Consider the following 26,987-nt stretch of genomic DNA (forward strand, 5'->3'; position numbering starts at 1 on the left):
CCTTCGCCATGCAGCCAAGGACCGCGAATGCCATGACCGTCGAATATGCTCCCCGCGGCCTGGTCGGCGTGCTGACGCCGCAGGCCAACACGACGGTGGAGCCGGAATTCGCCATCCTGTGGCCGCCCGGCATCGCGATGCTGAACGCGCGGATGACCAGCACGAAGCCGACCATCGTCGCACGCCTGCTGGACTACCTGCGGGACCTGCCGGGCGCCGCCGCGCAATTCGCCAATGCGCCGATCGGCGCGCTCGCCTTCGCCTGCACTGGTGCCAGCTACTACGCCGGGGTGGCGGAGGAGGACGCGCTGGTGGCGCGCATGCAGGATGCGCTTGGCATCCCCGTCATCACCGCGGCCCTGGCGGTGCGGGATGCGTTCCAGGCCGTGGGCGCGACACGTATCGGGCTGATTTCGCCCTATCCGGACGATCTGACGGATGCCGCGACAGCATACTGGACCGCGCGCGGCTTCGATGTGGCGGCGGTCTCGCGCGGCGCCATGGTGGATGGGAGCTTCCATCCGATCTACGCGATGACGGCCGCCGGCGCCGCGGCGGCCCTGGCTGCCATGCCATCGGGTCGGGTCCAGGCGGTGGCGATGCTGGGCACGGGGATGCCGACGCTGGGGCCTATCCTGGGCCAGCCCTTCGTCGGCGATGCGCCCGTGACCTCCTGCATGCACGCGCTCGCCTGGCGCAGCGTCTGCGCCGTGACCGGGCAAGCTCCAGGCCGGGACGACTTCTTGGCCTGGGTGCGCGGCGAGGGCTGGGGTGCGCGGTACCGGGAGCGGATGGGCTAGCCGCGCAGCGAATCCGGCACGCGCCCGCCATTCTCGGCCAGCTTCGTCATCACCTGGCGGTGCAGCCAGATGTTCATCGTGGCGGAATCGCTGGTGTCTCCGGAATAGCCCAGTTCTCGAGCCAACTCCTTGCGCTGCTCCAGCGAGGAATCCAGGCCGAGCAGCTTCATCAGGTCGACGATGGAACGGCGCCAGTCCAGCTTCTGCGGGTTCTGCTCCGCCATGCCTGTCAGGATTTCCTCGACATCCACTGGCGCGGTGGGCGCGGCCGGCGCCGTGCCGGGCGCCATGGTGGCGAGGTCAGGCTGCGCCTGCGGCGTCGGCGCTCCGTCGGCGGCTGGCGTCTCCGCGGCCTGCGCGGTTCGCTTGCCGAAGATCTTGGACATGATCGAGCTGAAGACACCCATGCGACGCACTCCTGTTGTTGGAAGCGCCAACGGTTGCGAGGGCGTTTGGTTCAGTCCCCCTGGCGCAACCAGTCCCGCAGCAGCGCATCCACCTCCGCCGCCGCCTCATAGGCCACCCAATGCCCGGCGCCGGGCACCACGGCGATCCGGGCATCGGGGCGCACGCTGCGCAGGGCGTCCATCCGCTCATGCAGGTTGGGCCATGCGACGGCGTCGCGTTCGCCCCAGATCGCGTTCAGCTTCACGCCCTGCGCCGCGGCCAGCGCATCGCGCAGGTTGCCGCTGGGCGCGAACTGCCGGCTTTTCAGCCGCGCGCCGTTCGAGTTGATCTCCTGGATCTCCAGCGCCAGCGCGTCGATCCGGGACGGGTCGCCGAACATCAGGCTGGCCAGGTTGTGGCGATGCGCCTCGACCTTCGCGGCGCCGGTCTTGTCGCGCACCTTCATCATGTTGACCGGACTGCGCGGCGTGCCCAGCGCGCCGGCGCCGCAGATGGTGACGCTGCGCAGGCGCGGCGCCAGAAGCTTGGCCACGAATCCGGAGGTCAGCGCGCCGAAGGAGAAGCCGACCAGATCCATCCTCGCGGTGTCTGGCACGATGCCAGCCAGGCCATCGATCAGCACCTGCGCGATGGTCGCGGGGTCCTGCGGCTCCGGCGGGTCGTCGCTTTCGCCGAGGCCGGGAATGTCGGGCGCCACCACCATGCGCTCCGCCGCCAGCCACGGGATCTGCTTCACCCAGTGCCGCCAGGACCCGCTGCCGCCATGCAGCAGCATGACCGGCGCGCCCCCGCCCGCGTTCCAGACGCGCCAGACCATCCGCCCTTCGCCACAGGGCGTTTCCAGTCGCGTGGCCTGGGATTCGAGTTTGGCCAGCATTCAATAGCTCCGGGGTAGGCCGAGCACCCGCTCGGCGATGTAGCAAAGGACAAGCTGCGGGCTGACCGGGGCGATGCGGGGGATGAGGCTTTCGCGCAGCAGGCGTTCCACATGGTATTCCTGCGCGAAGCCGTAGCCGCCGAGCGTCATCACCGCCTGCTGGCAGGCATTGAACCCGGCCTCGCCCGCCAGGTATTTCGCCGCATTCGCCTCCGCGCCGCAGGACAGGCCCTGGTCGTAGCGCCAGGCGGCCTGCATCACCATCAGCCGTGCCGCCTCCAGCTGCATCCAGCAGGCGGCGAGCGGGTGCTGGATCGCCTGGTTCTGGCCGATCGGACGGCCGAACACCACGCGGTCCTTGGCATAGGCGGAGGCGCGGGCGATGGCGGCGTGGCCAATGCCGATGGCCTCCGCCGCCACCAGGATGCGTTCGGGGTTCAGCCCGTGCAGGATGTAGTCGAAGCCGCGGCCTTCCTCGCCGATGCGGTCTTCCTCCGGCACCTCCAGCCCGTCGATGAACAACTCGTTCGAATCGACGGCATGGCGGCCCATCTTGGGGATCTCCCGCACCTGCACGCGGTCGCGATCCAGCCGGGTGTAGAACAGCGACAGGCCCTCGCTGCGCTTGCGCACCTGGTCGAGCGGCGTGGTGCGGGCCAGCAGCAGTACGCGATCGGCGACCTGCGCCGTGCTGATCCAGACCTTCTGGCCGCGCACGAGATAGCCCGCGTTGGTCCGCGTCGCGAAGGTCTTCAACTGCGTGGTGTCGAGCCCGGTATTCGGCTCCGTCACCGCGAAGCACGCCTTCTCGGCGCCCGAGATCAGCGGCGGCAGCATGCGGTCCTGCTGCGCCTGGGTGCCATGCACCACGACCGGCATCGGCCCGAAGATGTTCATGTGGATGGCCGAGGCGCCGGACATCGCGGCGCCGGATTTCGCCACCTCCTGCATCATGATTGCGGCCTCCGTCACGCCGAGACCGGCGCCGCCGACGCGTTCCGGCATGCAGATGCCGAGCCAGCCATCGGCGGCCATGGCGGCGTGGAACTCCTGTGGGAAGCGGTGCCCGCGATCCGCCGCCAGCCAGTAGTCGTCGCCGAAGCGGGCGCAGATGCGGGCCACCGCGTCGCGCAACGCTTCCTGCTGCTCGGTCAGGGCAAAATCCATGGCTGGCTGTCTTCCCGTATCGCCCGGCTTCTCGCCGCGTGGGCCGCACCGTGCCAAGCTTCCGCCGAAGCGCAACCCCGGCAGGACCCGTGCCCCTTTTCAACCCCGCCGATTTCCACATCCCGCCCGGCCTGGTGCATGTCTGCGCCGCCGGGGAAACCCCCGTGCTGCACGCCCAGGCCATGGCCCTGTCGCGCCACGCGCAGGACAAGTCCACCGGTCCCGCCGGCCGCGCCCGGCTGGATGCGGAGGTGGAGCGCCTGCGCGCCCGCCTCGCCACCTTCTGGTCGGCAGCGACCGAGGAGATCGGGCTGGTGTCCTCGGTCGCGGAAGGCATGTCCATACTGGTCGAGAGCCTGGACTGGCGGGACGGCGACAATGTCGTGCTGGACCGCAACGAATACGCCTCCGTCGTCGCGCCGCTGTCGATGCGGCGCGGGGTCGAGCTGCGCTTCGCCCGGATGGCGGACCCGGCGGAGGTGGCGCGGGTGGTGGATGCGCGGACGCGGATGGTCGCCGTCAGCGCGGTGTCCTACCTCGATGCGCGGCGGCACGACCTGCAGGCGCTGCGTCACGCCGCCGACCAGACGGGGGCGCTGCTGGTGGTGGACTTCACCCAGGCCAGCGGCTGGCTGCCGATCGAGGCGTCGGTCGCCGATTTCGCCTTCTCAGCCTGCTACAAATGGATGCTGGGCCTGACCGGCACCGCCATTGCCTACTGGAACCGGGCGCGCCAGCCTGGCTGGGCACCGGCGACGGCGGGTTGGTATTCCATCGTCACCGGCCCGCGCCCCGATTATGCCGGGAAGTTGGCGCTGCGGCCGGATGCCGGGGTCTTCACCCGTGGCAACCCGGCGCATGCGCCGGCCTACGCGCTGCACGCTGCACTGGACTACTTCGCACGGTATGAACGCGACGCAGTGCGGCGCCATGTGCAGGGCCTGACGGTTGCGCTGCTGGACCGGCTGCGGCAGGCGGGTATCGAGAGCATGACGCCGCCAGACCCATCACAGCACGGCGCCAGCGTCTGCATCGCGCATGAACGCGCCGGCGCCATCGTCGCGGCCATGGCGGCACGCGGCGTGCTGGCCTGGAACGGCCGCGGCCGCATCCGCATCAGCTTCCACGGCTACAACGACTTTTCCGAAATTGATCCCATCATGGCCGCGCTGACTGCCGCTCTGGCCGACTGAGGAAACCACAGAAAATGCTGCAAGCACCGCCCGCCGAGCCCGGCATGCGCGAGGAGGATGTCGAGACCCCGGCGCTGCTGCTGGACCTCGACGCCTTCGAGCACAACCTGGACACCATGGCCGCCATCCTGGCGCCGACCAGCGCCAAGCTGCGCGCCCACGCCAAGACGCACAAATCCCCGGTGGTCGCCCTGCAGCAGATGCGCCGCGGCGCCATCGGCCAATGCGTGCAGAAGGTGGCGGAGGCAGAGGCGCTGGCCTGGGGTGGCGTGACCGATATCCTGGTCAGCAACGAGGTCATCGCTCCGCGCAAGCTGGCCCGGCTCGCGGCGCTGTCCGGCATCGCCAAGGTCGCCGTCTGCGCCGACCACGAACAGGGCATCGCCGCCATCGAGGCCGCGGCCGAACACGCCGGGCTGCGCATGACCGTGCTGGTCGAGATCGATTGCGGCGCTGGCCGCTGCGGCGTGACGCCGGGGCCGGAGGCGGTGGCGCTGGCCGAACGCATCGCCGGCAGCCGGCACCTGATCTTCGGCGGGCTGCAATCCTACCACGGCAATGCCCAGCACCGCCGCACGCCGGAAGCCCGTGCCGAGGCGATCGCCGGCGCCGCTGAGGGCACGCGCCGCACCGTCGAACAGCTCCGCCAGCGCGGCCTGGATTGCGCCATCGTCGGCGGCGCCGGCACCGGCACCTTCCAGAACGAATTGGCGACCGGCGTCTGGAACGAGATCCAGGCCGGGTCCTACGCCTTCATGGATGCCGATTACGGTCGCAACGAGGACCCGCCGCCGTTCCGGCAATCCCTGTTCGTGCTGGCCCAGGTGATGTCCGCCCCGCGTCCGGGTTTCTGCGTGGTGGATGCCGGGCACAAGGCGGTGGCGATCGATTCCGGCCTGCCGCTGGTGCATGGCTTTCCGGGCGTGACCTACACCGGAGCCTCCGACGAGCACGGCAACCTGAAGGCGGAAGACCCGTCGGCGCTGCCGCGACTCGGCCAGCATGTGCGGCTGGTGCCGGGGCACTGCGACCCGACGGTGGATCGCTACGACTGGTATGTCGGCGTGCGGCGCGGCCGGGTGGAGTGCCTTTGGCCGGTGGCGGCGCGGGGCGGCATGGCCTGAAGCCGGGCCGCCGTCCCGCCGCGAAACCTCAGCGGCGCTGCGGCGGCCGCATCGGCGTGGTCCGCCGCGGCGCGATGCTGCTGCGGGTCACCACGCGGGCTGGTGCCGCGGCGCGGCGCGGGGCGCCCGCGGCTGGGGTTTGGGCGACCGGGGTACGGGCGACCGGGGTACGGGCGGCGCTCCGGTTCGTTGCGGCGGTGCGGGTGGTGGCGGTGCGGACGGCTGGTGCTGCGGACCGAGTGGCCGGGCGATTCGCCACCGCGCGCGGCGCCTGGCGGGCGCCCGCGCGGGGTGCCTGCCGGGCTGCCGCGCGGGTCGGTGCGCGGCGGGATGCGGTGGCGCGGGCGGCCGGGCGGGCCGGCGCCACCACGGCGGCGCGGGCGCTGCGCTGCACCGGCGCGGCGCGGGCACTGCGCAGGATCAGCGGTGCCGCCGGCTGCGCCATCTCGGTCCGCGGCGCGACGCCGATGCGGTCGAAGCCCTGGTCCAGCATGGCCGTCATGTGCTGGTCCCGCTCCACCCAGGAACTGCCGCCGAATACCGCGCCCACGATCCGCCGGCCATCGCGGCTGGCGCTGGTGACGATGTTGAAGCCGCTGGCGCGGATATAGCCGGTCTTGATGCCGTCCACGCCCTCGTAGCTGGTCAGCATGCGGTTGTGGCTGCGCAGCCGCAGGCCGCGGAAGGCCGCCTCGGTGCGGCCGAAATAGTGGTAGCGGTCCGGGAAATCGAGCAGCAGGCGCCGGCCCAGCGTCGCCATGTCCCGTGCCGTGGTCACCTGGTCCCAGTCCGGCAGGCCGGAGGCGTTGCGGAAGGTGGTGCGCGTCATGCCCAGGCTGCGGGCGCGCTGGGTCATGATCTGGCCGAAGCGTTCCTCCGACCCCCCGAGCAGCTCGCCGACCGCGGCGGCGACGTCGTTGGCGGATTTCGTCACCAGCGCCAGGATCGCCTGCTCCACGGTGACGCTGCCGCCGGCCGGGATGCCGAGCTTGGAGGGGGGACGCGACGCCGCCTCCTCCGAGATCGGCACGCTGGAGTTGAGCGCGATGCGGCCTTCGGCCAGCGCCTCGAACACCAGGTACAGCGTCATCATCTTGGTGAGCGAGGCGGGATGCCGCGTCTCGTCGGCGTTGGCGGCGACAAGGATGCCGCCCGTGCGGTGGTCCAGTACGATGGCGGAATAGCGTTCGCTGCCGATCTGCGCCCGGGCGGGCGCAGCGGCGGCGAACAGGCAAGCCGCAAGCGTGACCAGGCCAGCCAGGGTCCCGAGCCGGATGGACATGGCGATTAACCCCCTGTGTGGCCCACCCCCCGTGCGCCACCGGAAGTTGAGCCTAGGGAGTATCGAGGCAATTTGTCGACGGGGGCGAAAGCAGAACATGATGTGGCAACAAGCGGTTGAGGGTCACGCTTGCCGTCGTGCCTTACACGCTACTCAGCGCTTATAGATTTAACTGAGGCGAAGGCCCCGCCAAAACTTATGCTGCATCGCAAAAAAATGCTTGCGATCACAATGTCCGCGTTGCTAGAAGGCCGCTGTGCTGCACCGCAGCAAGAACAGCCCTGGAGCCGGGTCGAAGGCTCCCGCATCGGCGCTTGCGCCGGCGAGCAACAAACCGAGGAGCTGGATCTCATGGCCGCAGAACTCAAGTCCGACGCGAAGACCGAAGCCAAGCGCGGCATCGCGCTGGTCGACGCCGTCGCCACCCAGGCCGCCGCGCAGGCGGAAGCCCAGATCGGCGCGCAGATGAAGAGCCAGGCCGAGCCGGCCCGGAAGATGATGGAAGACGGCGCCGCCAAGGCGCGCGAGACGATGGAGCAGGGCATGCAGCAGGCCACCAAGACGGCCGAGGGCTTCTACAAGGCCGCCGAGCAGGCCGCCGAGTTCAGCCGCGGCAACCTGGAGGCGATGACCAAGGCGACGCAGACCCTGACCACGGGCATGCAGGACCTCGGTCGCCAGTACTTCGCGATGTCGCAGGCGATCACGGACCATGCGATGGAAAGCGCCAAGGCGCTGTCCGGCGTGAAGAGCCTGAAGGAAGCGGCCGATATCCAGGCCGCCTTCGCCAAGGCGTCGCTGGAGCGAACGATGGCCGAGACCGCGAAGCTGCAGGAGGCCGCCTACCGCCTGGCCGAGCAGGCCAGCGCGCCGCTGACCGCCCGCATGACGCTGGCCGCCGAGAAGTTCGGCAAGCCGCTCGCCGCCTGACCTTTCGCCGCTTGAATGCTGGCCGGCCCGCGGGCCGGTCGCTGAGGTGCTGATGGCCCGTCCGGGTCGTGTCCTGCCGCAAGGCAGGTGCGATCGGGGCGGGCCTTCCGCGTTGTGGCCCTCCGCCTTGTGGTCCCGGCAGGTTTTCCCGCGTCCTGCCCCTGGCCCCGGAGCCTGCGTTAACCCAAATAGTCGCTGGCGCGGGTAGAATTGCGTCAAGCCCTTCCCGTGCGGCCCTGCGCTCCGATATCCTACGGCATCAGGCGCCCTCAACCGGCAACCCGGCAACCGGCCACGAACGACCGGCAAGCCGGGATCAGCAACCAAGGCAGGCATGAGCGACAGCGACAAGCGCCCCGGGCAAGGCAATTCGGGGAACAACGGATCGGACGGCCCGAACACCGGCGTGGTGGTCAAGGCCCGGCCGCGCACCCGCAAGCCGGCGATGTACAAGGTGTTGATGCTGAACGACGACTACACGCCGATGGAGTTCGTCGTGCACGTCCTGGAACGCTTCTTCCAGAAGTCGCGGGACGAGGCCACCCGGATCATGCTGCACGTCCATCGCCGCGGCGTCGGCGTCTGCGGCGTCTATACCTACGAGGTCGCCGAGACCAAGGTCACGCAGGTGATGGACCTGGCCCGGCAGAACCAGCACCCTCTGCAATGCACCATCGAGAAGGAATGATGGTGAAAAACAGTAACGGCAATTCGCATTGATCCGGCCACGAACGAAGTGCGAGCCTGGACCTGTCGCCGGAGCAGGGGCATGACCACATTGAGGGCAAACCGTGCCAGGGTGCTGCGTTGAGCACCCAGGCCACCCGTTAGGGAGCGTCAGACCATGCTGTCCCGCAACCTCGAGCAGACGCTCCACCGTGCCCTCGGCCTCGCGAACGACCGCCGGCACGAATACGCGACACTCGAACACCTGCTGCTTGCCCTGGCCGACGACGTGGACGCCGCCACCGTGCTGCGTGCCTGCGGCGTCGACAGCGACAAGCTGAAGCGCGACCTCGCCGATTTCCTCGACAAGGACCTGGCGGGCCTCGTCTCCGACCGAGCCGGCGACGCCAAGCCCACCGCGGGCTTCCAGCGCGTCGTCCAGCGCGCCGCCATCCACGTCCAGTCCTCGGGGCGGGACGAGGTGTCCGGCGCAAATGTGCTGGTCGCGCTGTTCTCCGAACGCGAAAGCCACGCGGTCTATTTCCTGCAATTGCAGGACATGACCCGGCTGGATGCGGTGAACTTCATCAGCCACGGCATCGCCAAGGCGCCTGGCCGCAGCACGTCCCGCCCTGTGCAGGGCAGCGCCCAGACGCCGGAGGAGCCTGTGGAGAAGGAGGAGAAGCCGACCCGCGGCGGAGCCAACCGCGGGCAGGACGCGCTGTCCAACTACTGCGTCAACCTCAACAAGAAGGCACAGGCGGGCAAGATCGACCCGCTGATCGGGCGCGACTCGGAAATCGAGCGCACCATCCAGATTCTGTGCCGCCGCACCAAGAACAACCCGCTGTATGTCGGTGATCCCGGCGTCGGCAAGACCGCGATCGCGGAAGGCCTCGCCAAGCGGATCATCGAGGGCGACGTGCCGGAGGTGCTGGCGAAGTCCACTATCTTCGCGCTCGACATGGGCAGCCTGCTCGCCGGCACCCGCTACCGCGGTGACTTCGAGGAACGGCTGAAGGCCGTGGTGAATGAGCTTGAGCAACAGCCCGGCTCCATCCTGTTCATCGACGAGATCCACACCGTGATCGGTGCCGGGGCGACCTCCGGCGGCGCCATGGATGCGTCGAACCTGCTGAAGCCGGCCCTGGCGCAGGGCACGCTGCGCTGCATCGGCAGCACGACGTACAAGGAATACCGGCAGCACTTCGAGAAGGACCGCGCCCTGGTGCGGCGCTTCCAGAAGATCGACGTGAACGAGCCGAACCTGGAAGATGCGGTGAAGATCCTCCAGGGCCTCAAGACCAACTACGAAAAGCACCACAAGGTGCGCTACACGCCGGAAGCCATCCGCGCGGCGGTGGAGCTGTCGGCCAAGTACATCCATGACCGTAAGCTGCCGGACAAGGCGATCGACGTGATCGACGAAGTCGGTGCGTCGCGCATGCTGCTGCCGGAAGGCAAGCGCCGGAAGACGGTGACGTTGAAGGACGTCGAGGAGATCGTGGCGAAGATCGCCCGCATTCCCCCGAAGTCCGTCAGCTCCGACGACAAGGAAACGCTGCGGAACCTGGAGCGCGACCTGAAGTCCATGGTCTTCGGGCAGGAGAAGGCGATCGACGCGCTGTCGGCGGCCATCAAGCTGTCCCGCGCCGGGCTGCGCGACGCCGAGAAGCCGATCGGCAACTACCTGTTCAGTGGTCCGACTGGCGTCGGCAAGACCGAGGTGGCGAAGCAGCTGGCCAAGACGCTAGGCATCGAGCTGATCCGCTTCGACATGTCGGAATACATGGAGCGGCACAGCGTCAGCCGCCTGATCGGCGCGCCGCCGGGCTATGTCGGCTTTGACCAGGGCGGCCTGCTGACCGATGGCATCGACCAGCATCCGCATTGCGTGCTGCTGCTCGATGAGATCGAGAAGGCGCACCAGGACCTGTACAACATCCTGTTGCAGGTGATGGACCACGGGAAGCTGACGGACCACAACGGCAAGACCGTCGACTTCCGCAACGTCATCCTGATCATGACGACCAATGCCGGCGCCTCGGACATGGCGAAGAACAGCATCGGCTTCGGGCGCGACAAGCGCACCGGGGAGGATGAGGACGCCATCAAGCGCCTGTTCACGCCCGAATTCCGCAATCGGCTGGACGCCGTCATCGGCTTCTCCGGCCTGACGCCGGAAATCGTGGCTCGCGTGGTGGACAAGTTCATCATGCAGCTCGAGGCGCAGCTCGCCGATCGCAACGTGACCATCGAGCTGTCCTCGGCGGCGCGGGAATGGCTGTCCGAGCGTGGCTACGACCCGCTTTATGGTGCGCGGCCGCTGGGCCGTGTGATCCAGGAGGTGGTGAAGAAGCCTCTGGCGGAGGAGCTGCTGTTCGGCAAGCTGGTCAAGGGCGGCTCGGTGAAGGTCGGCCTCAAGGACGGCACGCTGGTCTTCGACTACTTCGAGGCCGCCCCGCCCGCCCTGCCGAAGCCGGAAGACAGCGGCGACGGAGAGGCGGAGAAGGAGCCGGAGACGGCGGAGTAACCTTCTCCGCCTGGCCGCAATGACATCCGGAAGGTGCCTCCCGCAGGGGAGGCACCTTTCTTTTTGCCTGGAAGGACCATCGATGACCACCGACACGCGGATCGAGGATTGGGACAGCTACAGCGCTGGGCTGCGCGACCGCGGCCGCGAGTTGAAGGACCTGCACCCGGAGGTGGTGAAGGGTTTCGGCGCGCTCAGCCGGGCGGCCTCGACCACGAAGCTGCTGGACGCCAAGACGCGCGAGTTGATCGCCATCGCGGTTGCCGTCACCACCCGCTGCCAGGGCTGCATCGACGCCCATGCCCGCAAGGCCAAGGCGGCGGGCGCGAGCAGGGAGGAGATCGCGGAGGCGCTCGGCGTCGCCATCGCCGTCAATGCCGGGGCCGCGCTGACCTATTCGCTGCATGTGCTGGACGCGGTGGCCGGGACGGGGGAGGGCTGAGCGTCCAGCCAGGACGCAGTTGACTGGCCTCGATCAGGTGCCCTGCACCGCCCTGACGTAGGTCGTTCGGGCGGTGGCCTCTCCGCTGAGCTCCGCGCCGGTCGCGCCTTGGCCCAGCCCGGTCGTGCTACCCGCCGCGCGGGACGCTGCGCAATCCCGAGGGGGCGCTGCCGTTCCCGGCCCGGCCGCCGGCAGGCTTGATAGATAGACAAGATGGACCCGACGCAGGCGCCGGTCCGCGGCAATTCCACCCTGTGCGGGCAGACGGTGACGTTCAGCACCAGTGCCGTGATCCGCCCGCAGAACTTCCCGGGGCGGCGCCGCCTATTGGATCGGTGGCCGGATGCCGACAATGGCGGCGGTCGATTCCAGAAAGGTGTTCGCGTAGCCGCTGTCCTTCCAGTACTTGTCCAGGAAGGCTGCGATCAGCGTGTGGTCCCGCACGACGAAGTGCCCATTATTGGCATCGAAGAAGTGGAAGCGGTTGTCCCGCCCGTGCCGCACCGCGATGGCGTGGCTGCCGCCCGTGCCGGTCACGGTGATGCCGTAGCAACCATAGGCCTTGGCAGCGATCGAGCGGATGAAGCCACCGGTCAGCATGGTGGCCCGCTTCGCTTTCAGCCCGTCCGACAGCGTCATCTGAAAGGGGGCGGTGGCGGCGGTCCAGTAGTCCAGCCATTTGGCGGCGAGAGTGCCGTCTGACAGCGTCTGCGCCAGGGTGGATTTCCACGGCGGGTTGTCGCAGACCTTGGCGCCATCGAACGGGAAGTTCTTCGCCTGGTATTGCAGGGAAATCCAGGTGGCAGCGAGGCCGATGCAGTAGCCATCGGTGGAGGTGCCCCAGGGTCCCGGCTGGGTCATCGCCGGCGTCTGCGCCTGATTCATGGCAAAGACGAGCTGGCCCTTGGCCTTGGCGGCATTCTGCAGCGCGTTCCATTGCATGGCGATGGACCTTCCGGGGTGGAGCCACCCTAACCTCCCGGGTCGGCCGCTCGCGATCGCTGTTTCGTTTCGGGTGTTTCGCGCTACCCCGCCTCGATGCCGACGAAATCCAGCACCGCTCGGTACACCGGCGCCGCCGCCAGGCCGATGGTCCGCAGCGGCGCGGCGAGGGCAGCCATGATGCCGATATGGCCGACATCCTCATACAGTTGCGACCGCACCGGCCGACCCACCGCCTGTAGCGCCGCTGTCAGTTCGCGGGTGTGGAACGGCCCGACGACCGTATCCGCCAGCCCGTGCAGCAGCAGCATCGGCGGCGCGCCGGCCAGGGTCGCGCGGTCCGGCGTCGCCTGGATCAGGCCGCCGGGAGCCTTGGCGAAGATGCTGATGATCGGCTCGTAGTCGGGCTGCCACCAGATCGGTGCGGCCAGCAGGATGCCGCCGGCCAGCGTGGGCTGCACGCCCCAGAGCGGGTCCAGCGCCAGCGACGCCGCCAGGAAGCCGCCGGCCGAATGGCCCATGGCGTAGACCGGCCCGCGCGGCACAAGCGGCGCCGTTCGCAGCCAGTGCATGGCGAGCGCCGCATCCTCGACGAAATCCGGCCAGCGCGCCTCCGGCCACAGCCGGTAGTCCGGCACCGCCACCGCGATGCCGCGCACCGCCAGGGTGCGCGCGAGGAAGGCGTAGTCCTTGCGGCTGCCGGTTTCCCAGCCGCCGCCGTGGAAGAACACCACCAGCGGCGTCTCCGGCCCGGGCATCGGCGGCAGGGTCAGGTCCAGCCGGTGGCGGGGCAGGTGGCCATAGGCGAGGTCCGGCACCAGCATGCTGCCGCGACGCGGAGTCAGCACATTCGCCAGGTCGGTCGGCGAGCAGCCGGCCGCCAGCAGCGGCGCCCCGAGCAGGAGGCGGCGGCCGATCAGGCGCCGAGATCCTCGCGCGCCTGCACCAGGGCGCGGCGCTGGGCGTCCGTCAGCACGGGGTAGTGCAGGGCCAGCCCCTCCAGCGCCTTGGCAATGGCGGCGGCGACGACCAGGCGGGTGAACCACTTGCGGTCCGCCGGCACCACGTACCAGGGCGCGTCGGGCGTGGCGGTGGCGCGGATCGCGGCCTCGTAGGCGGCCTGGTAGGCGTCCCAGTGCTTGCGCTCCGCGACGTCGTTGGCGCTGAACTTCCAGTGCTTCTCCGGCTCCGCCACCCGCTTGAGGAAGCGCTCGCGCTGTTCCTCCGGACTGACATGCAGGAAGAACTTCAGCACCACCACGCCCTGCCGGCCGAGATAGCGCTCGAACGCGGCGATATCTTCCAGCCGCTCGTCCCAGATGCGCTTGGTCAGAAGCTTGGGCGGCAGCTTCTGTGATTCGACGATGGCCGGATGCACGCGCGCCACCAGCACTTCCTCGTACCAGGACCGGTTGTGGATGCCGATCGTGCCGCGGCTCGGCAGGGCGTTGACGTGGCGCCAGAGGAAATCGTGGTCCAGCTCGTTGGCGCTCGGCGCCTTGAAGGACGCCACATGGCAGCCCTGCGGGTTCACGCCGGAGAACACATGCTTGATGGCGCCGTCCTTGCCTGCGGCGTCCATGGCCTGGAAGATGCACAGCACCGCCCAGCGATCCTGCGCGTAGAGCATGTCCTGCTGCGTCGCGAGGTAGTCCACGCCGCGCTGCAACAGCTCCGCGGCCTCCTTCTTCTTCATCTCGAGGCCGGCGGTATCGTCGGGCCTGTGGTCCTTCAGGTGGAAGGCCTTGCCATCCTCCACCCGGAAGCGGGACAGCACCGATTCGATCCGTTGTTCCACCCGTGGTGTCTCCATATTCATTCCGGCCGCAGCATACGCCAGCCGGCCACGGCCTGCAGCGCCAGCGTCATCGCCAGGGCCCAGCCATAGCCGGCCGGATTCCAGCCGCCATCGGCGACCCTTGGCCACAAATCAAGGATCCAGCCGATGGCGTTCTGTAGCAGGAACACCAGCACCAGCATGGTCACATTGATGGCGGTGGCGACCCGCCCCGCCAGCTCCGCCCCGAATCGCTGGCCGATGGCGGCATAGCCCGAGGGACCGGCGGCGCCGCACAGCGCGAAGGCGAACCACACCAGTCCGAGCGCCACCATCCCGCGCGGCGGCTGCGCGATCAGCAGGACCTGCACCAGCGCGATGCCGCCCATGGCGAGCCACGGCACCAGCATCGGATGGTACCCGCGGCGTTGCAGCAGCGAGGCGAGCTGACCGGTGCCGGCGCTGCCCACCATCAGCCCTGCGGCATAGCACAGCAGCAGCACGGCCCGTGCCGCCTCCGCCTGCTGCCCCACGTCGCGCAGCCACGGCCCGGCCCAGAGCCCCTGGTAGGTGAAGTTCAGCGCGGAGAGCAGCGCGACCGATGGTGCGAAGCGCAGGAAGGCCGGGTGGCGGAAGATGCGGCCGAACTCGCCGATCTCCTGGCCCAGCCCACGTCGCGGCGGCGCCGGCGCGCCCGGCCCACGATCCGGCACCGAGATCCAGATCCACAGGCTGACAGCCATTGCCATCGCCGCCAGCAACCAGAAGATACCGCGCCAGCCGATCTCCGGCACCAGCAGCGCCACCGGCACCGTCGCGGCGATGCTGCCGAAGGAGCCGACCAGCACGCCGTAGCCCGTCATCCCGGCGACGCGGTCGCGCGCATACCACTGCGTGTTGACCTTCAGCATGGCGATCAGCCCCGCCGAGATGCCGAACCCCGTCACCACCCGGCCGAGCGCCAGACCGAAGGTGCCGGTGGCCACCGCGCACAGCAGGAAGCCGGCGGCCGCGACCAGCGCCAGCACGGTCTGCACCCGCCGCGCGCCCCACAGATCGATCGCGAGCCCGACCGGCAGCTGCGCCGCCGCATAGGCCGCGAAGAACATCGCTGCCAGCAGGCCCAACTCGCTGGCCGACAGCGCGAATTCCAGCGCCAGCAGGGGGCCGAGCGTCGCGATCATGGTCCGCGACGCCTGGTTGACGAAGTTCAGCCCGGCCAGGGGCAGCGTGATCCGGGCGAATTGCCGCATGAATTCAGGGCAGCCGCAGGCGGACGCTGACCGGGCAATGGTCGGACAGGGTCTGCCGGTAGCGGTTGCCCCGTTCCGAGTAGGCCATGACGGCAAGGCTGCGCGGGACCAGCCACTCGCGTGCCGGACCGCCAAGCCAGAGGTGGCTGATGAAAGGCCGGCCGCCCCGCGCATCGGCCCAGCACGGAGAGGACAGCCCCTCCGTCGCGCGGACCATGGGCGCTGCGTCTTCCAGGATGGTGCCGAAATCGTCGCCGGGCCGGATGCGGCGGTTGAAGTCGCCGAGGATGGCGAAGGCCACACCCTCCCGGTGCCGCGCCGCCGCCCATTCGGCGATGACCCGTCCCTGGCGCGCCAGGTTGTCGCAGTCCCGCGGGGCGGAGGGGCCGAAGCGGTCCTCCCGGCAGCCGGCGTCGAGATGCACGGACAGCAGCCGCAGGCGGGCACCGTTCGGCGCCTCCACCAGAATATCGGCGCCGCGCCGCAGGCTGTATCGGGCGCGCGGAAAGAGGTCCAGGTCGCGCAAATCGGGCATCGGTGTGGCGCGCAGGGTGCGGCGGATGGCGAAGCCGGGGCGCTGGACGTCGTCCTCGTCGGTCAGGTGGATGGTCCAGTCGGCGGGGTCGAAGATCCGCGCGGCGGCCTCCGCGCCGTCGATCTCCTGCAACGCCACCACATCGGCGGCGAGGCGCCTTGCGTAGTCGCGCAATAGCCGAAAGTCCTCGGGCTCTCGGGCCGCGATGTTGCGCGGCAAGGCCGGGTGGCCCTCCGGCTTCAGGGTCAGCCAGGCGATGTTCCAGGTGGCAAGCTTGAGCTCCGCCGCCTGCAAAGGGGCGGCGAACAGGACCAGCAGGGCGAACAGGATACGGCGCATGGCGCGGCTATAGCAGCAGGGCGGGGGCGGCGTCCTGCGCGGGCGGCGCGAAAGCCTCCAGCGGGCGGGCGCCGCAGGCGAGGAGGAATTCGGCGACGGCGTCCATCTCCGCCGAGTCGCGGGTCGGGTCGTGGAACGGGTCGGCGCGCGGGCTGCCGCGTGGCACCCAGATGATGGTCTCGTAGCGGGCGCGGGTCAGCAGCACACGGTAGGTGTTGCGGATGAAGGTCGCGTCCTTCTCCGCCCGCTGCCAGGCCGCGCCCACAAAATTGCGCGCCTGCCAGGTGTCGGCGCGACGGATGAAGTCGCCGCCCCAGGCGAGACCGGCGACATCCAGCTCCAGGCCCTGGCAGTCATATTCCGTGGCGATGGTCTCCAGCGCGTCGGAGCCGCGCACGTCGGGCCAGCGCCGCAGGAACCAGTCCGCCACATCCTCCAACTGCACGCCGAGCCCCTCCGCCCGCAGCCGCTTCGCCCCCGCCGAGGCCAGCAGCCCGGCGCGGCGCTGCCCGCGCGCCAGGCCACGCAGCGCGGCGCGCATCGCCGGCAGGTCGCGGGTGACCAGGAAGGGCAGGGTGCAGCCGGCGGCGAGGTCCCGCGCCTCCGCCACCGCGCCGCGCAGCACCGCGTCCACCCAGGCGGCGCCGGCGGTTTCGCGGATGCTGCGGATCGGCGTCACCAGGTCCAGGGCCGGGTCCAACGCCAGCCAGCCGGCGCCGGGCACGTCCAGCCCCTGCTGCCCGCGCGGGGCCGCGACGGCGCGCCAGCGCGGATCGGCCTGGATGACCCGGCCCCATTCCGCGAGGCCGGCCTCCCCGGTGTTGATCTCCTGTCCCTGGCCGATCAGCGCGACCACCACGGCCCAGCCCTCGTGGCGGCCCATGATGTCCAGCGTGTGCCCGGGTTCGCTCATGCTGAGGCGGGAGGGGCGGTTGCGGGTGCCGAGGCGCGCCTTGGCCGCATCCCAGGCGCGCTGCGCCTCGTCGAACACGATCATGCGCTCGGGCGGCGCGGTGGTGGCCTCGGCGTTGTCCTCCAGGAAGCGATGCACGTTCTGCAATGCGGCCTTGACGCGGCGCTCGGCCTCGGCCCGCCCACATTCGCCGCGCAGCACGGCATCCTGGACCAGGGCCGCGCGCAGCACCGCGATCAGCGGCGCATTGCCGGTGAGGAAGGCGGCGCCATCCTGCTTCGCGGCGCCGAAGATGGCGTTGAGGCCGCAGAGGGTCTTGCCCGCGCCCGGAATCCCGGTGACGAACACCACCGTCTTCGCCTTCTCCTGCCTCGCCAGGGCGACGGCACTGCTGATGGCCGCCGCCGTCCGCGTCAGGTTGGCGGCATCGGCGCGGGCGCTGGCGATCTGGGCGACGCCGTTGCGGGCATAGAGCAGCGTCGCCGCCTCCACGATCGTCGGCACCGGGCGGTAGGGCGCGGCAAGCCAGGCCGCGCCGTCCAGCGCGCTGCCCACCGGTGCAGTGGACTGCACCCAGGCCAGCAGGTCGCCAAGGCCGGCCGCACCGCAGGCCAGCGGTTGCAGCACGCCGTCCCAGAACAGCGGCGGCTGCGCCGGCGGGTGGAACCCGTCTTCGCCGGCAACCAGAACGGGCAGGATCGGGTGGTGGCGGCTGCCGGCGTGGAAGTCGCGCAGGTCGAGCGCGTAGTCCTCGGCCTCCGCCAGCGCGGCGGGGGTGGCGGCGGCGGTCTTGAACTCCAGCGCCAGGATCGCACGGTCGGTCAGCAGCACCGCGTCGACTCGCTTTTCCAGCCGCAGCAGGTCGTATTCCAGCGCCACCGTCCAGGCCGCGCCACCGGCGTGCGCAACCGCCTGCCGCAGCGCCGCCACCTGGCCGCGCCAGGCGAAATCCTGGTCCGGCGAGCCGGGATAGCCGCGCGCCTGCTGTGCGGCGGCAAGACGGCCGACGATATCCGCGGGATCGCGGGCGAGCAGTTCGAACCCCGTGCAGGACAGCCAGGCGCGCATCCTCGCAAGTCTACACGTTGCGCTTCCGGGATGGCCAGGTGGCCAGCAGCATGCTGCCGGTCAGCAGGCAGAAGCCGGCGGCGTGCGCGGCGGTGAAGGTCTCGCCCAGGAAGCCGATGGCGACCAGCGCCGCCGTTGCCGGCAGGAATGCCGTGAAGATGCCGGCGATCCCGGCCGGTGCGCGCTTCATGCCGGCATACCACAGCAGCAGGCACAGCACGCTTGTGGTCAGGCTGTGGAACACCAGCAGCCCGGCCACCGCCGGGTCCGCCAGCGCTGCGACGCTGCCCAGCACCGGCAGGCAGAAGGGCAGCAGCATCAGCACGGAGAAGCCCTGCATCCAGAGGCTGGCGGTCACCACCGGCAGGCGCCCGGCGATGCGCTTGGCGAGCAGCACATACATCGCCTCCCCACAGACACCGCCGAACACCAGCAGGTTGCCGAGCAGCGATCCATGACCCTCAGCCCCGACGCGGGCCACCGTGATCGCGCCCATGCCGAAGGCGGCGAGCGCGACCGCGGCCCATTGCCGCGGCGGCAGCGTCTCCCGCAGCCAAAGCGCGCTGCCGATGGCGACGACCGCGGGCAGCGTCGCCAGCACCAGCCCCGCCTCCAGCGCCGTGGTCAGCCGCAGGCCCGCGAGCAGCCCGGCATTGTAGATCACCGTGCCGAAGGCGGCCTGCAAGGCCAGGTTCCACAGGCTGCGGCCATCCACCCGCACGCGCCCGTCCATCGCGCGCGCCAGTGGCCACAGCACGGCGACAGCCAGCGCGCAGCGCAGGCCGGCGATCATCGGGATGGGCAGGGACGCCGCCAGCAGTTTCGCCACGCCGACATTGGCGCCGACCAGCGCCATGGAGGCGGCGAGTTGCGCGTAGGCGGTCAGCACATCGTCAGGCTTCGCCGTCGCGCTTGAATGGCGACATCTCGCCCAACGCCTCCATCTCCGCCAGCATCGCCGGGCGCTCGCGGTCGAGGAAATCGGCGATGGCGCGGCGCAGGCCCGGGTGCTGGATCCAGTGCGCGGAATAGGTTGGCACCGGCAGGTAGCCGCGCTGGATCTTGTGCTCGCCCTGGGCGCCGGCCTCGACGCGGGGCAGCTTGTGCTCGATCGCGAAGTCGATGGCGCGGTAGTAGCACAGCTCGAAATGCAGGAAGGGCGCCTCCACGATGCAGCCCCAGTTGCGGCCGTACAGCGCCTCCGACCCCAGCAGGTTCAAAGCGCCGGCGACCGGCTCGCCATCCTGTTCTGCGACCATCAGCACGACCTTGTCACCCAGCCGCTCGCCGAGCAGCGGCCAAAATGCCTTCTTCAGGTAGGCGCTGCGACCCCAACGCTTGTCGGTGGTGGCCAGGTAGAACTGGTGGAAGGCGTCCCAGTGGCGCCGCGTGATTTCGTGCCCGCGCAGCGTCTTCAGCACGAAGCCGGAGCCTTCGGCATCGCGCCGCTCGCGCTTGATCTGCTTGCGCTTGCGGCTGGACAGCGCGCCGAGGAAGTCATCGAAACTGGCATAGCCCTGGTTGGTCCAGTGGAACTGCGTGCCGATGCGTTGCAGCCAACCGGCTGCGCCGAGCTTCTCCCATTCCTCCGGCGTGCAGAAGGTGCAGTGGACGGAGGACAGGTCGAGCTGCCCGCAGGCCTGCACCAGCCCCTGCGCCAGCGCCTCGGCACCGATGCCCGCATCCGGCCGCACCAGCAGCCGCGGCCCCGGAACCGGGCTGAACGGGGAGGCGACCTGGAGCTTCGGGTAGTAGCGGCCACCGGCCCGCTCGAAGGCGTCCGCCCAGGCGAAATCGAAGACGTATTCACCCTGGGAATGCGCCTTGGCGTAGCAGGGCGCGCAGGCCAGCAGGCGTCCGGTGGGGTCACGCAGCGCAGCATGCTGCGGCAACCAGCCGCTGCGCCCGCCGGTGCTGCCGGATTCCTCCAGCGCCAGCAGGAAGGCATGGCTTACGAAGGGGTTCTGGTCGCCGGCGCAGGCGTCCCAGTCCAGCGCCGGGATCTCGGCGATGGAGCGGTGGAGCGCGAGGCTCAGTTCAGGCTGGTCGTCGGGCATGGCGAGAGAGGTTGGGCGCGTCGGAGCCGCCGCAACCGGTCAGCCAATCTCGAACATCCCCTCGACTTCCACGGCCGCGTCGGCGGGCAGGGAGGGCACGCCGATCGTGGTCCGCGCATGCCGCCCGGCATCCCCGAACACCGCCACCGCAAGGTCGGAGGCGCCGTTCATCACCACAGCATGCTGGGTGAAATCCGGTCCCGCCGCGATGAAGCCGCCGAGGCGGACGACGCGCTTCACCCGGTCCAGGTCGCCCACCGCCGCCTTCACCTGCGCCATCAGGTTGATGAAGCAGAGCCGCGCCGCTTCCTGCCCCTGCTCCAGCGTCACGCCCTGGCCGACCTTGCCGGTGAAGGCCACCTTGCCGTCCTTGAACGGAATTTGCCCGGAGACCACCAGCAGGCTGCCCACCTGGTTGAAGCCGATGTAGTTCGCCACCGGGGCCGCCGGCTGCGGCAGGGTGATGCCCAGCTTCTGGAGGTTCGCCTCGACCGACATGCCCGTTCCTTATCCCACCAGCTTGAGTTGCCGCCGCCGGGCGCGCGGCGCCGGGGCGGCGGGCAGGTCCATTGGCAGCAGCGGCAGTTGTTCGGCAGCGTGGCCCGTCGCGTCCGGCGCGCAATCCGCCTCGGAGGGGTCGGCCAGGTCGCGCCGGCCGAGATAGTCCAGCGCCAGGCGCCGGAAGGCCCAGTCCAGCACGCTGGTGGCGCGGCGGATCGCGGGGTCGCCCTCCACCAGGCCGGCCGGGCCGAAGCGGGTATAGGCATAGGCCTCGACATAGGTATCCAGCTTCACGCTGCTGGCGAGCCCGATGGACACCGCCTGCAACATCGCGTCCATCAGGCTGCGATAGGCCGCCGACTCCTTGGTCAGCGCGACGGTGACCTCGGCCAGCCGGCCTTCGGCGTCCTCCGCCGTGCGCAGCACCACCTTGTGACCGCCGACCGAGACGCGCCAGACGGCACCTGACGGGCGCAGCGCGCGGGCCGGTTCCGGCAAGGGCGGCGCGGCACGGGCCGGAGCAGCCTCGGCAACCGGCATCGGCGGCGCCACGTGAAGCCAGGGCGCCGCGGCGCGGGCCATCGCGGCCCAATCGGAATCCGGCACCGGCGCCAGCAGCGCCTCGGCGGCTGCGCGGCCGATGCGCAGGGCGTTGCGCGTCGGCACTTCGGCGACCCAGCCGCCACGGTCCAGCGCCAGCCGGGTGGCGCCGGGAGCGGGGGCGAGGCCGCCCGTCTCGGCCCCCAGCATGGCCTCAACGGCGTCCGGGGCCGCAAGGGCGACCAGCACCTGGTGGCGCAGCCCGGGGCTGCCGGCCGCCGCATCCAGCGCCGCGCGTGCTGCCTCGGCCAAGCCGGGCACCACGGTGGCGCCCGGCGGTGGCGGGGCGAACAGCGCCACCGGTTCCTTCGCGCCCAGCAGCTCCGCGATCCGTCCGGATTCGGCTTCCGCCGCACCACGGGTCAAGGCCGCGATGGCACCCGCAACCGCGCGGGCCTCGGCCGAGCCGTAGCGTAGGCCAAGCCCTGCGAGCAGCCCGGCCAGGTCGCAGAAGCCGACGCCCAGCCGCGGGGACCTGGTCCCCGTCCAGATATCGAGCGCCCGCACCGCGACGCCAACCGCGGCCACGTAGGCGGCCGAGTCGAAGCTGCCATCCGCATCCAGGAAGGCCGGCAGGTTGAGCACGAAGCGGGCCGGGCCACGCGCCTCGCCGCGCCAGATGGCCGCGCCGGGGGCCCCGCGGCGGGACAGCAGCAGGGCGCGGAGGGCGGCGGCGAAACGGTCCTGCGCCGCGGCATCGGCGTGCAGGCGAAGCTCCCGCCCCCGCAGTGCCAGCCGGCCGATCCAGCCCTCCGCCAGCTTCGGGAACACCACAGGGCCGGTGCCCGGTGCCAGTGCGGCGATGGCCTCCGCCGTCGCCTCGTCCCAGTCGAGCGGCAGGGCGATCGGGCGGGGGGCGGAGTCGGGGTCCGGCGCGGCGCGCACCCGCCACAGCCCGACCCGATCCCACAGCGTTCCGGCGAGTGATGTCATGCGTTCAGCCTAGAGCCCCCCGGCGCCCGGCGGAAGCCGTATCTGGTGTGCCCAACCGCCCGGTCGCGCAACATCCTGTGGACAAGCGCCGATTTTGCGCGGGAGCGGGGGTTGTGCGAAACTGCGCGCCTCCGCATCTGCCCGACCGCGGATGCACGGAGCCCGAGGACCGCATATGTCGCTGATGCTGCGCCTGACCGCCACCCTGTCCGGCCGCAAGATCGGCACCGACCGCTTCGGCAATGCCTACTACGAATCCCGCAAGGATTTCCTGGGCTATGGCCGGAAGCGCCGCTGGGTGCTGTATGCCGGCACGGCCGAGGCGACCAGCGTGCCGCCCGAATGGCACGCCTGGCTGCACCACACCTCCGCTGTGCCGCTGGACGAGGCGAAGCGCCACCCCTGGATGGTGGAACACCGCCCGAACCCGACCGGCACCCCCCAGGCCTGGCACCCCGCCGGCCATGACTATTCCGGCGGCCGCCGCCAGGTGACCACAGGCGACTACGAGGCTTGGACGCCATGAAGGGTCGCTCCCTCACCGAGGTTCTGGCCGGCGCCCTGGTGCTGCTGGTGACCGGCAGCTTCCTTGCCTACGCCGTCACCAACAGCGGCCGCGGCGGCTTCTCCGGGCCCGGGCTGACGCTGAGCGCGAAGTTCGAGCGGATCGACGGACTCGCCCCCGGCGCCGATGTGCGGGTGGCCGGGGTCAAGGTCGGCAGCGTGGTGGACCAGCGCATTGACCCGGCTACCTTCCTCGCGGTGCTAACCATGCGAATCGACAGCTCGCTGCGCATGCCGGCCGACAGTTCCGCCGAGATCGCCAGCGAGGGCCTGCTCGGCGGCCGCTTCGTCTCCCTGGTGCCGGGCGGGGCGGACCGTATCCTGGCCGATGGCGGTGAGATCACGATCACCCAGTCGGCGATCAGCCTGGAAAGCCTGCTCGGCCGCTTCATCTTCTCGATGACGGAAGCGCCGGCACGCGGCGGTGAGGCGGCGCCGACCCAGCCATGACGGCGCTGGACCCGCCCGCAACCTGGCCCGGTGCCGATGGCACGCCACTGTCCTGCCGGGAGAAGCTGAAGGTGCTGGCCGAAAACCATCGCGAGGCCGCGCAGGTGTTGCGCGATGCCTTCGAGGATGCGGTGCTGATGGGGGTGGACGAGGCCGCCATGCGGCGGATCTTCGCCGAGATGGTGGCCGCCCTGCCCAGCCCGAAGCGCGGCGCATGATCCGACTCGCCCTGGCCCTGGTCCTGCTTTCCCTGCCAGCCGCCGCGCAGGAATGGCGCCCGCAGCGCGTCGCGGTGCTGCAGGCGCTGGACAAGGTGACGGCGCGCATTACCCTGCTGCGCGCCACGCTGAACCAGCCGGAACGCTTCGGCAGCCTGACCATCACCGTGCGGTCCTGCTTCGCCCGCCCACCGGACGAGGTCGCGGACGCCTCCGCCTGGATGGAGATCACGGACAGCCGCGCCGCGGCCGATGCGCCGCCCGCCTTTCGCGGCTGGATGTTCGCCCAGGCACCAGGCGTGAACATGCTGCAGCACCCGGTCTACGACATCCGCATCCTGGAATGCCGGCCGCAGTAGCCGCTCAGGCTTCGCTCAGGCTTCGCGCAGCTTCAGGATCTCCGCGCGGACCGCATCAGGGTCCACCGCATCGTTCCAGCGCGGCTGTTCCTCCACCGCCTCCGACAGCAGGCGCTTGTAGAACTGGCGCGGCACCTCGTGGCAGCCGAACTGCGCCAGGTGCGCGGTCTGGAACTGCGCGTCCAGCAGGGTGAAGCCGAACAGCCGCAGCCGCGCCACCAGATGCACCAGCGCCACCTTGGAAGCGTCGCGGGCGCGGCTGAACATGCTTTCGCCGAAGAAGGCACCTCCGAGCGCCACGCCATACAGCCCGCCGACCAGTTGCGGCCCGCCTTCCGCAGGCAGCCAGACCTCCACCGAGTGGGCGTGGCCCATACGGTGCAGGGCGCCGAAAAGCCGCTCGATCTCGGGATTGATCCAGGTGTCCTCGCGGCCTGCGGCCGGGGCGGCGCAGGCGGCGATGACGCCGTGGAAATCGCGGTTCGTGGTGACGGTGAAGCCACCGGACAGCACCGTGCGGCGCAGGCGGCGGGACAGGTGGAAGCGGTCCAGCGGCAGCACGCCGCGCAGTTCCGGGTCCAGCCAGTACAGCCGGTCCCCGCGCCGCGTCTCGGCCATGGGGAACAACCCCGCCCGATAGGCGCGGAGCATCAGGTCGGGCGTGATTTCAAACTGGCGCCGGCTCACCCCGCCACTATGCGCCAACCACGATGGCGCTGCGAGGGCAGCCTGCCGCGGCGCGTGTCAGGTTTATGTTGGTATTGTCAACCTTGTTGAGAGACGAATTTCTCGAGCCAGTGGATCGTATAGTCGCCGGCCTGGAATTGCGGGTCGGCCACGATGCGCTGGTGCAGCGGCAGGGTGGTCTTGATGCCGCTGACCACCATCTCCGCCAAGGCGCGGCGCAGGCGGGCAATGGCTTCCGGCCGGGTCTGGCCATGCACCACCAGCTTGGCCACCAGGCTGTCGTAGTGCGACGGCACCGTGTAGCCCGAATACAGCGCGCTATCGACCCGCACGCCAAGCCCGCCCGGCGCATGGTACATGTCCACCCGGCCCGGGCTGGGGGCGAACGTCTCGGGGTCTTCCGCCGTGATCCGGCACTCGATCGCGTGGCCGGAAAAGCGCACCTCGTCCTGGGTGTACCCAAGCGGTTCGCCGGCGGCGATGCGGACCTGTTCCTTCACCAGGTCGACGTTGCAGACCATCTCCGTGACCGGGTGCTCGACCTGCAGGCGGGTGTTCATCTCGATGAAGGCGAACTGGCCATCCTGCCACAGGAACTCCAGCGTGCCGGCATTGCGGTAGCCGAGCTGGCGCAGCCCGCCAGTGACCTGCGCGCCGAGCGCCATGCGCTCGTCATGCGTCAGCACCGGGCTGCCGGCTTCCTCCACCAGCTTCTGGTGGCGACGTTGCAGGGAACAGTCGCGCTCGCCGAAATGCACCACGTTGCCGTAGTTGTCGGCCAGCACCTGCAGTTCGATGTGCCGTGGCCGGTCGAGGTACTTCTCGAGGTAGACGCTGTCATCGCCGAAGGCGGCCTTGGATTCGGCGCGGGCGACGCGGAAGGCCTCGTCCAGCTCGTCCTCGCTGCGCGCCACCTTCATGCCGCGCCCGCCACCGCCGGCGGCGGCCTTGATCAGCACCGGGTACTTCACCTGGTCGGCGACGGCGCGGGCTTCCTCGAAGCTGGTCACGGCGCCGTCGGAGCCCGGCACCAGCGGCACGCCAAGCCGGCGCATCGCGTCCTTGGCGGCGATCTTGTCGCCCATCATGCGGATATGCGCGGGGGAGGGGCCGATGAAGGCGAGGCCATGCGCCTCCACCATCTCGGCGAAGTTCGCGTTCTCTGACAGGAAGCCGTAGCCGGGATGGATCGCTTCCGCCCCGGTGATGGCGGCTGCCGAAAGGATCGCCGCCATGTTCAGGTAGCTGTCGCGGGCGGAAGGCGGCCCGATGCAGACGCTTTCATCCGCCAGCCGCACATGCATCGCGGTGTTGTCCGCGGTGGAGTGCACCGCGACGGTGCGGATGCCCATTTCCTGGCAGGCACGATGGACGCGGAGCGCGATTTCGCCGCGGTTCGCGATCAGAACCTTGCGGAACATCACTCGATGATCATCAAGGGTTCGCCGTATTCCACGGGCGATCCCCCTTCCACCAGGATGCGGGTGACAGTGCCAGCACGCGGCGCGCGGATCTGGTTGAAGGTCTTCATCGCCTCGATCAGCATCAGCGTCTGGCCCTGCGCGACCTTGGCGCCGAGCGTGACGAAGGCGGCCGCACCCGGCTCGGGCGACAGGTATGCGACGCCGACCATGGGGGAGGTGACCAGGCCCGGATGCGCCGCATCGGCCTCCGCCGCCGAAACCACGGCGAGCGGTGCCGGCACGGCAGCCGGCGCCGCCGTGGCCGGCACATGCGCGACCGCCTGCACCGTCACCTGGCGCGCCACGCGGATGCGGCTGTCCTTCTCGACCAGCTCGATTTCGGTGAGGTCGGTCTCGCGCAGGATCTTGGCCAGCTCGCGGATCGCGTCCGCGTCGAATCGCACGCCCGACATCAGGGCTCTCCCTCTGCGGCCACGAGCTCGGCCATCGCCTGGAGCGCCAGCGCGTAGCCCTGGATGCCAAGCCCGGCGATGACGCCGGTGGCGGCCTTGGAGACGTAGCTCAAGTGGCGAAATTCCTCGCGGCGGTGGATATTGGAAATGTGGACCTCGATCACCGGCAGGTCGACGGCCTTCAACGCATCCATCAGCGCGACGGAGGTGTGGCTGTAGCCGGCTGGGTTGATGATGATGCCGGCGGCGCGCCCGCGGCATTCCTGCACCCACGTGATCAGCTCGCCCTCGCCGTTCGTCTGCCGGAAGTCGATGGCGAGGTCGAGCTGGTCCGCGGTCTCCGCACACAGCGCCTCCACGTCGTCGAGGGTCGCGGCGCCATAGATCTCCGGCTGGCGGGTGCCGAGCAGGTTCAGGTTGGGGCCGTTCAGGACGACGATCAGCGGCGGGGTCACGGGAATCCCGGATTTTCAGGGTGGGCCGGGCTAGCACG

At 70.1% G+C, this 26,987-nt stretch carries 29 protein-coding genes; 11 read left to right on the forward strand and 18 right to left on the reverse strand.

Annotation, left to right across the window (positions count from 1 at the left end; all coding sequences use genetic code 11):
• Window positions 1-32 precede the first annotated feature (32 nt).
• Window positions 33-800, forward strand: a complete 768-nt coding sequence (locus ACLF3G_RS13715; RefSeq protein WP_430669938.1) for a maleate cis-trans isomerase family protein — start codon at window positions 33-35, stop codon at window positions 798-800.
• On the opposite strand, the gene ACLF3G_RS13720 is transcribed toward ACLF3G_RS13715, so the two are convergent.
• The 3 genes from ACLF3G_RS13720 to ACLF3G_RS13730 are packed head-to-tail and all read right to left on the reverse strand — an operon-like array spanning window position 797 to window position 3,252.
• Entirely contained in the window at window positions 797-1,207 is a 411-nt protein-coding gene (locus ACLF3G_RS13720; RefSeq protein WP_430669939.1) for a DUF3597 domain-containing protein, read from the reverse strand. The genes ACLF3G_RS13715 and ACLF3G_RS13720 overlap by 4 nt on opposite strands.
• A 50-nt stretch (window positions 1,208-1,257) precedes the next feature.
• The gene (locus tag ACLF3G_RS13725) at window positions 1,258-2,085 is read right to left on the reverse strand and encodes an alpha/beta fold hydrolase (protein WP_430669940.1); all 828 of its coding nucleotides are present in this window, start codon (window positions 2,083-2,085) and stop codon (window positions 1,258-1,260) included.
• Window positions 2,086-3,252 (reverse strand): acyl-CoA dehydrogenase family protein, encoded by a 1,167-nt coding sequence (locus ACLF3G_RS13730; RefSeq protein ID WP_430669941.1) that lies wholly within the window; start codon window positions 3,250-3,252, stop codon window positions 2,086-2,088. It abuts the gene before it with no gap.
• A gap of 89 nt (window positions 3,253-3,341) precedes the next feature.
• On the opposite strand from ACLF3G_RS13730, the gene ACLF3G_RS13735 reads away from it, so the two are divergent.
• A complete protein-coding gene (locus ACLF3G_RS13735) occupies window positions 3,342-4,445 on the forward strand; it encodes an aminotransferase class V-fold PLP-dependent enzyme (RefSeq protein WP_430669942.1) in 1,104 nt (367 codons plus the stop codon).
• Window positions 4,446-4,459: 14 nt separating this feature from the next.
• Window positions 4,460-5,569 carry a DSD1 family PLP-dependent enzyme gene (locus tag ACLF3G_RS13740; protein WP_430669943.1) on the forward strand — a complete coding sequence of 370 codons (1,110 nt, stop codon included), beginning with the start codon at window positions 4,460-4,462 and terminating at the stop codon, window positions 5,567-5,569.
• Between the two features lie 28 nt (window positions 5,570-5,597).
• Here the strand turns inward: ACLF3G_RS13740 and ACLF3G_RS13745 are convergent, their stop codons facing one another.
• Complete coding sequence (locus ACLF3G_RS13745; protein WP_430669944.1) at window positions 5,598-6,851, reverse strand: D-alanyl-D-alanine carboxypeptidase family protein; 1,254 nt, start codon at window positions 6,849-6,851, stop codon at window positions 5,598-5,600.
• Window positions 6,852-7,067: 216 nt separating this feature from the next.
• On the opposite strand from ACLF3G_RS13745, the gene ACLF3G_RS13750 reads away from it, so the two are divergent.
• The 4 genes from ACLF3G_RS13750 to ACLF3G_RS13765 all read left to right on the forward strand — a co-directional run bounded on the left by ACLF3G_RS13750 (window position 7,068) and on the right by ACLF3G_RS13765 (window position 11,422).
• Window positions 7,068-7,781 carry a phasin family protein gene (locus ACLF3G_RS13750; protein ID WP_430669945.1) on the forward strand — a complete coding sequence of 238 codons (714 nt, stop codon included), beginning with the start codon at window positions 7,068-7,070 and terminating at the stop codon, window positions 7,779-7,781.
• A 334-nt stretch (window positions 7,782-8,115) separates the two neighbouring features.
• Window positions 8,116-8,469, forward strand: a complete 354-nt coding sequence (clpS, locus tag ACLF3G_RS13755; RefSeq protein ID WP_430669946.1) for an ATP-dependent Clp protease adapter ClpS — start codon at window positions 8,116-8,118, stop codon at window positions 8,467-8,469.
• Window positions 8,470-8,625: 156 nt separating this feature from the next.
• Entirely contained in the window at window positions 8,626-10,980 is a 2,355-nt protein-coding gene (clpA, locus tag ACLF3G_RS13760) for an ATP-dependent Clp protease ATP-binding subunit ClpA (protein ID WP_430669947.1), read from the forward strand.
• Between the two features lie 82 nt (window positions 10,981-11,062).
• Window positions 11,063-11,422, forward strand: a complete 360-nt coding sequence (locus ACLF3G_RS13765; protein ID WP_430669948.1) for a carboxymuconolactone decarboxylase family protein — start codon at window positions 11,063-11,065, stop codon at window positions 11,420-11,422.
• Window positions 11,423-11,746: 324 nt separating this feature from the next.
• Here the strand turns inward: ACLF3G_RS13765 and ACLF3G_RS13770 are convergent, their stop codons facing one another.
• From ACLF3G_RS13770 to ACLF3G_RS13815, 10 genes are all read right to left on the reverse strand, one after another.
• Window positions 11,747-12,364 carry a YopT-type cysteine protease domain-containing protein gene (locus ACLF3G_RS13770; protein WP_430669949.1) on the reverse strand — a complete coding sequence of 206 codons (618 nt, stop codon included), beginning with the start codon at window positions 12,362-12,364 and terminating at the stop codon, window positions 11,747-11,749.
• A gap of 83 nt (window positions 12,365-12,447) precedes the next feature.
• Window positions 12,448-13,212 carry an alpha/beta hydrolase gene (locus ACLF3G_RS13775; protein WP_430669950.1) on the reverse strand — a complete coding sequence of 255 codons (765 nt, stop codon included), beginning with the start codon at window positions 13,210-13,212 and terminating at the stop codon, window positions 12,448-12,450.
• Between the two features lie 68 nt (window positions 13,213-13,280).
• Window positions 13,281-14,162: a polyphosphate kinase 2 family protein gene (locus ACLF3G_RS13780; RefSeq protein WP_430669951.1), complete on the reverse strand. Its 882-nt coding sequence runs from the start codon at window positions 14,160-14,162 to the stop codon at window positions 13,281-13,283.
• Between the two features lie 17 nt (window positions 14,163-14,179).
• Window positions 14,180-15,394 carry an MFS transporter gene (locus ACLF3G_RS13785; RefSeq protein WP_430669952.1) on the reverse strand — a complete coding sequence of 405 codons (1,215 nt, stop codon included), beginning with the start codon at window positions 15,392-15,394 and terminating at the stop codon, window positions 14,180-14,182.
• Between the two features lie 4 nt (window positions 15,395-15,398).
• Window positions 15,399-16,268, reverse strand: a complete 870-nt coding sequence (locus tag ACLF3G_RS13790) for an endonuclease/exonuclease/phosphatase family protein (protein ID WP_430669953.1) — start codon at window positions 16,266-16,268, stop codon at window positions 15,399-15,401.
• 7 nt (window positions 16,269-16,275) lie between these two features.
• On the reverse strand, window positions 16,276-18,249 hold the full coding sequence (locus ACLF3G_RS13795; RefSeq protein ID WP_430669954.1) for a DNA/RNA helicase domain-containing protein: 1,974 nt from the start codon (window positions 18,247-18,249) through the stop codon (window positions 16,276-16,278).
• 10 nt (window positions 18,250-18,259) lie between these two features.
• A complete protein-coding gene (locus ACLF3G_RS13800) occupies window positions 18,260-19,138 on the reverse strand; it encodes a DMT family transporter (RefSeq protein WP_430669955.1) in 879 nt (292 codons plus the stop codon).
• A 4-nt stretch (window positions 19,139-19,142) separates the two neighbouring features.
• A complete protein-coding gene (locus ACLF3G_RS13805) occupies window positions 19,143-20,306 on the reverse strand; it encodes a GNAT family N-acetyltransferase (protein WP_430669956.1) in 1,164 nt (387 codons plus the stop codon).
• 39 nt (window positions 20,307-20,345) lie between these two features.
• Window positions 20,346-20,804 carry a RidA family protein gene (locus tag ACLF3G_RS13810; RefSeq protein ID WP_430669957.1) on the reverse strand — a complete coding sequence of 153 codons (459 nt, stop codon included), beginning with the start codon at window positions 20,802-20,804 and terminating at the stop codon, window positions 20,346-20,348.
• 9 nt (window positions 20,805-20,813) lie between these two features.
• On the reverse strand, window positions 20,814-22,340 hold the full coding sequence (locus ACLF3G_RS13815; protein WP_430669958.1) for a hypothetical protein: 1,527 nt from the start codon (window positions 22,338-22,340) through the stop codon (window positions 20,814-20,816).
• A gap of 184 nt (window positions 22,341-22,524) precedes the next feature.
• Here ACLF3G_RS13815 and ACLF3G_RS13820 point away from each other — a divergent pair, with 184 nt between their 5' ends.
• From ACLF3G_RS13820 to ACLF3G_RS13835, 4 genes are read left to right on the forward strand one after another with little or no spacing between them, the layout of a single operon-like run.
• Entirely contained in the window at window positions 22,525-22,866 is a 342-nt protein-coding gene (locus ACLF3G_RS13820; protein WP_430669959.1) for an NADH:ubiquinone oxidoreductase subunit NDUFA12, read from the forward strand.
• Window positions 22,863-23,354 (forward strand): outer membrane lipid asymmetry maintenance protein MlaD, encoded by a 492-nt coding sequence (gene mlaD, locus ACLF3G_RS13825; RefSeq protein ID WP_430669960.1) that lies wholly within the window; start codon window positions 22,863-22,865, stop codon window positions 23,352-23,354. The genes ACLF3G_RS13820 and mlaD overlap by 4 nt, the downstream gene beginning before the upstream one ends.
• Window positions 23,351-23,572, forward strand: coding sequence for a hypothetical protein (locus ACLF3G_RS13830; RefSeq protein ID WP_430669961.1), 222 nt, complete (start codon window positions 23,351-23,353; stop codon window positions 23,570-23,572). The genes mlaD and ACLF3G_RS13830 overlap by 4 nt, the downstream gene beginning before the upstream one ends.
• On the forward strand, window positions 23,569-23,931 hold the full coding sequence (locus tag ACLF3G_RS13835; protein ID WP_430669962.1) for a DUF2155 domain-containing protein: 363 nt from the start codon (window positions 23,569-23,571) through the stop codon (window positions 23,929-23,931). Before ACLF3G_RS13830 ends, ACLF3G_RS13835 begins: the two co-directional genes overlap by 4 nt.
• 15 nt (window positions 23,932-23,946) lie before the next feature.
• Here the strand turns inward: ACLF3G_RS13835 and aat are convergent, their stop codons facing one another.
• From aat to aroQ, 4 genes are all read right to left on the reverse strand, one after another.
• Window positions 23,947-24,582 (reverse strand): leucyl/phenylalanyl-tRNA--protein transferase, encoded by a 636-nt coding sequence (gene aat, locus ACLF3G_RS13840; protein ID WP_430670047.1) that lies wholly within the window; start codon window positions 24,580-24,582, stop codon window positions 23,947-23,949.
• A 113-nt stretch (window positions 24,583-24,695) separates the two neighbouring features.
• A complete protein-coding gene (gene accC, locus ACLF3G_RS13845; RefSeq protein ID WP_430669963.1) occupies window positions 24,696-26,039 on the reverse strand; it encodes an acetyl-CoA carboxylase biotin carboxylase subunit in 1,344 nt (447 codons plus the stop codon).
• On the reverse strand, window positions 26,039-26,494 hold the full coding sequence (accB, locus tag ACLF3G_RS13850) for an acetyl-CoA carboxylase biotin carboxyl carrier protein (RefSeq protein WP_430669964.1): 456 nt from the start codon (window positions 26,492-26,494) through the stop codon (window positions 26,039-26,041). The genes accC and accB overlap by 1 nt, the downstream gene beginning before the upstream one ends.
• Complete coding sequence (gene aroQ / locus ACLF3G_RS13855; RefSeq protein ID WP_430669965.1) at window positions 26,494-26,949, reverse strand: type II 3-dehydroquinate dehydratase; 456 nt, start codon at window positions 26,947-26,949, stop codon at window positions 26,494-26,496. Before aroQ ends, accB begins: the two co-directional genes overlap by 1 nt.
• Window positions 26,950-26,987 lie beyond the last annotated feature (38 nt).

This window comes from Falsiroseomonas sp. HC035, from assembly GCF_050563525.1.
Classification (GTDB): domain Bacteria; phylum Pseudomonadota; class Alphaproteobacteria; order Acetobacterales; family Acetobacteraceae; genus Falsiroseomonas.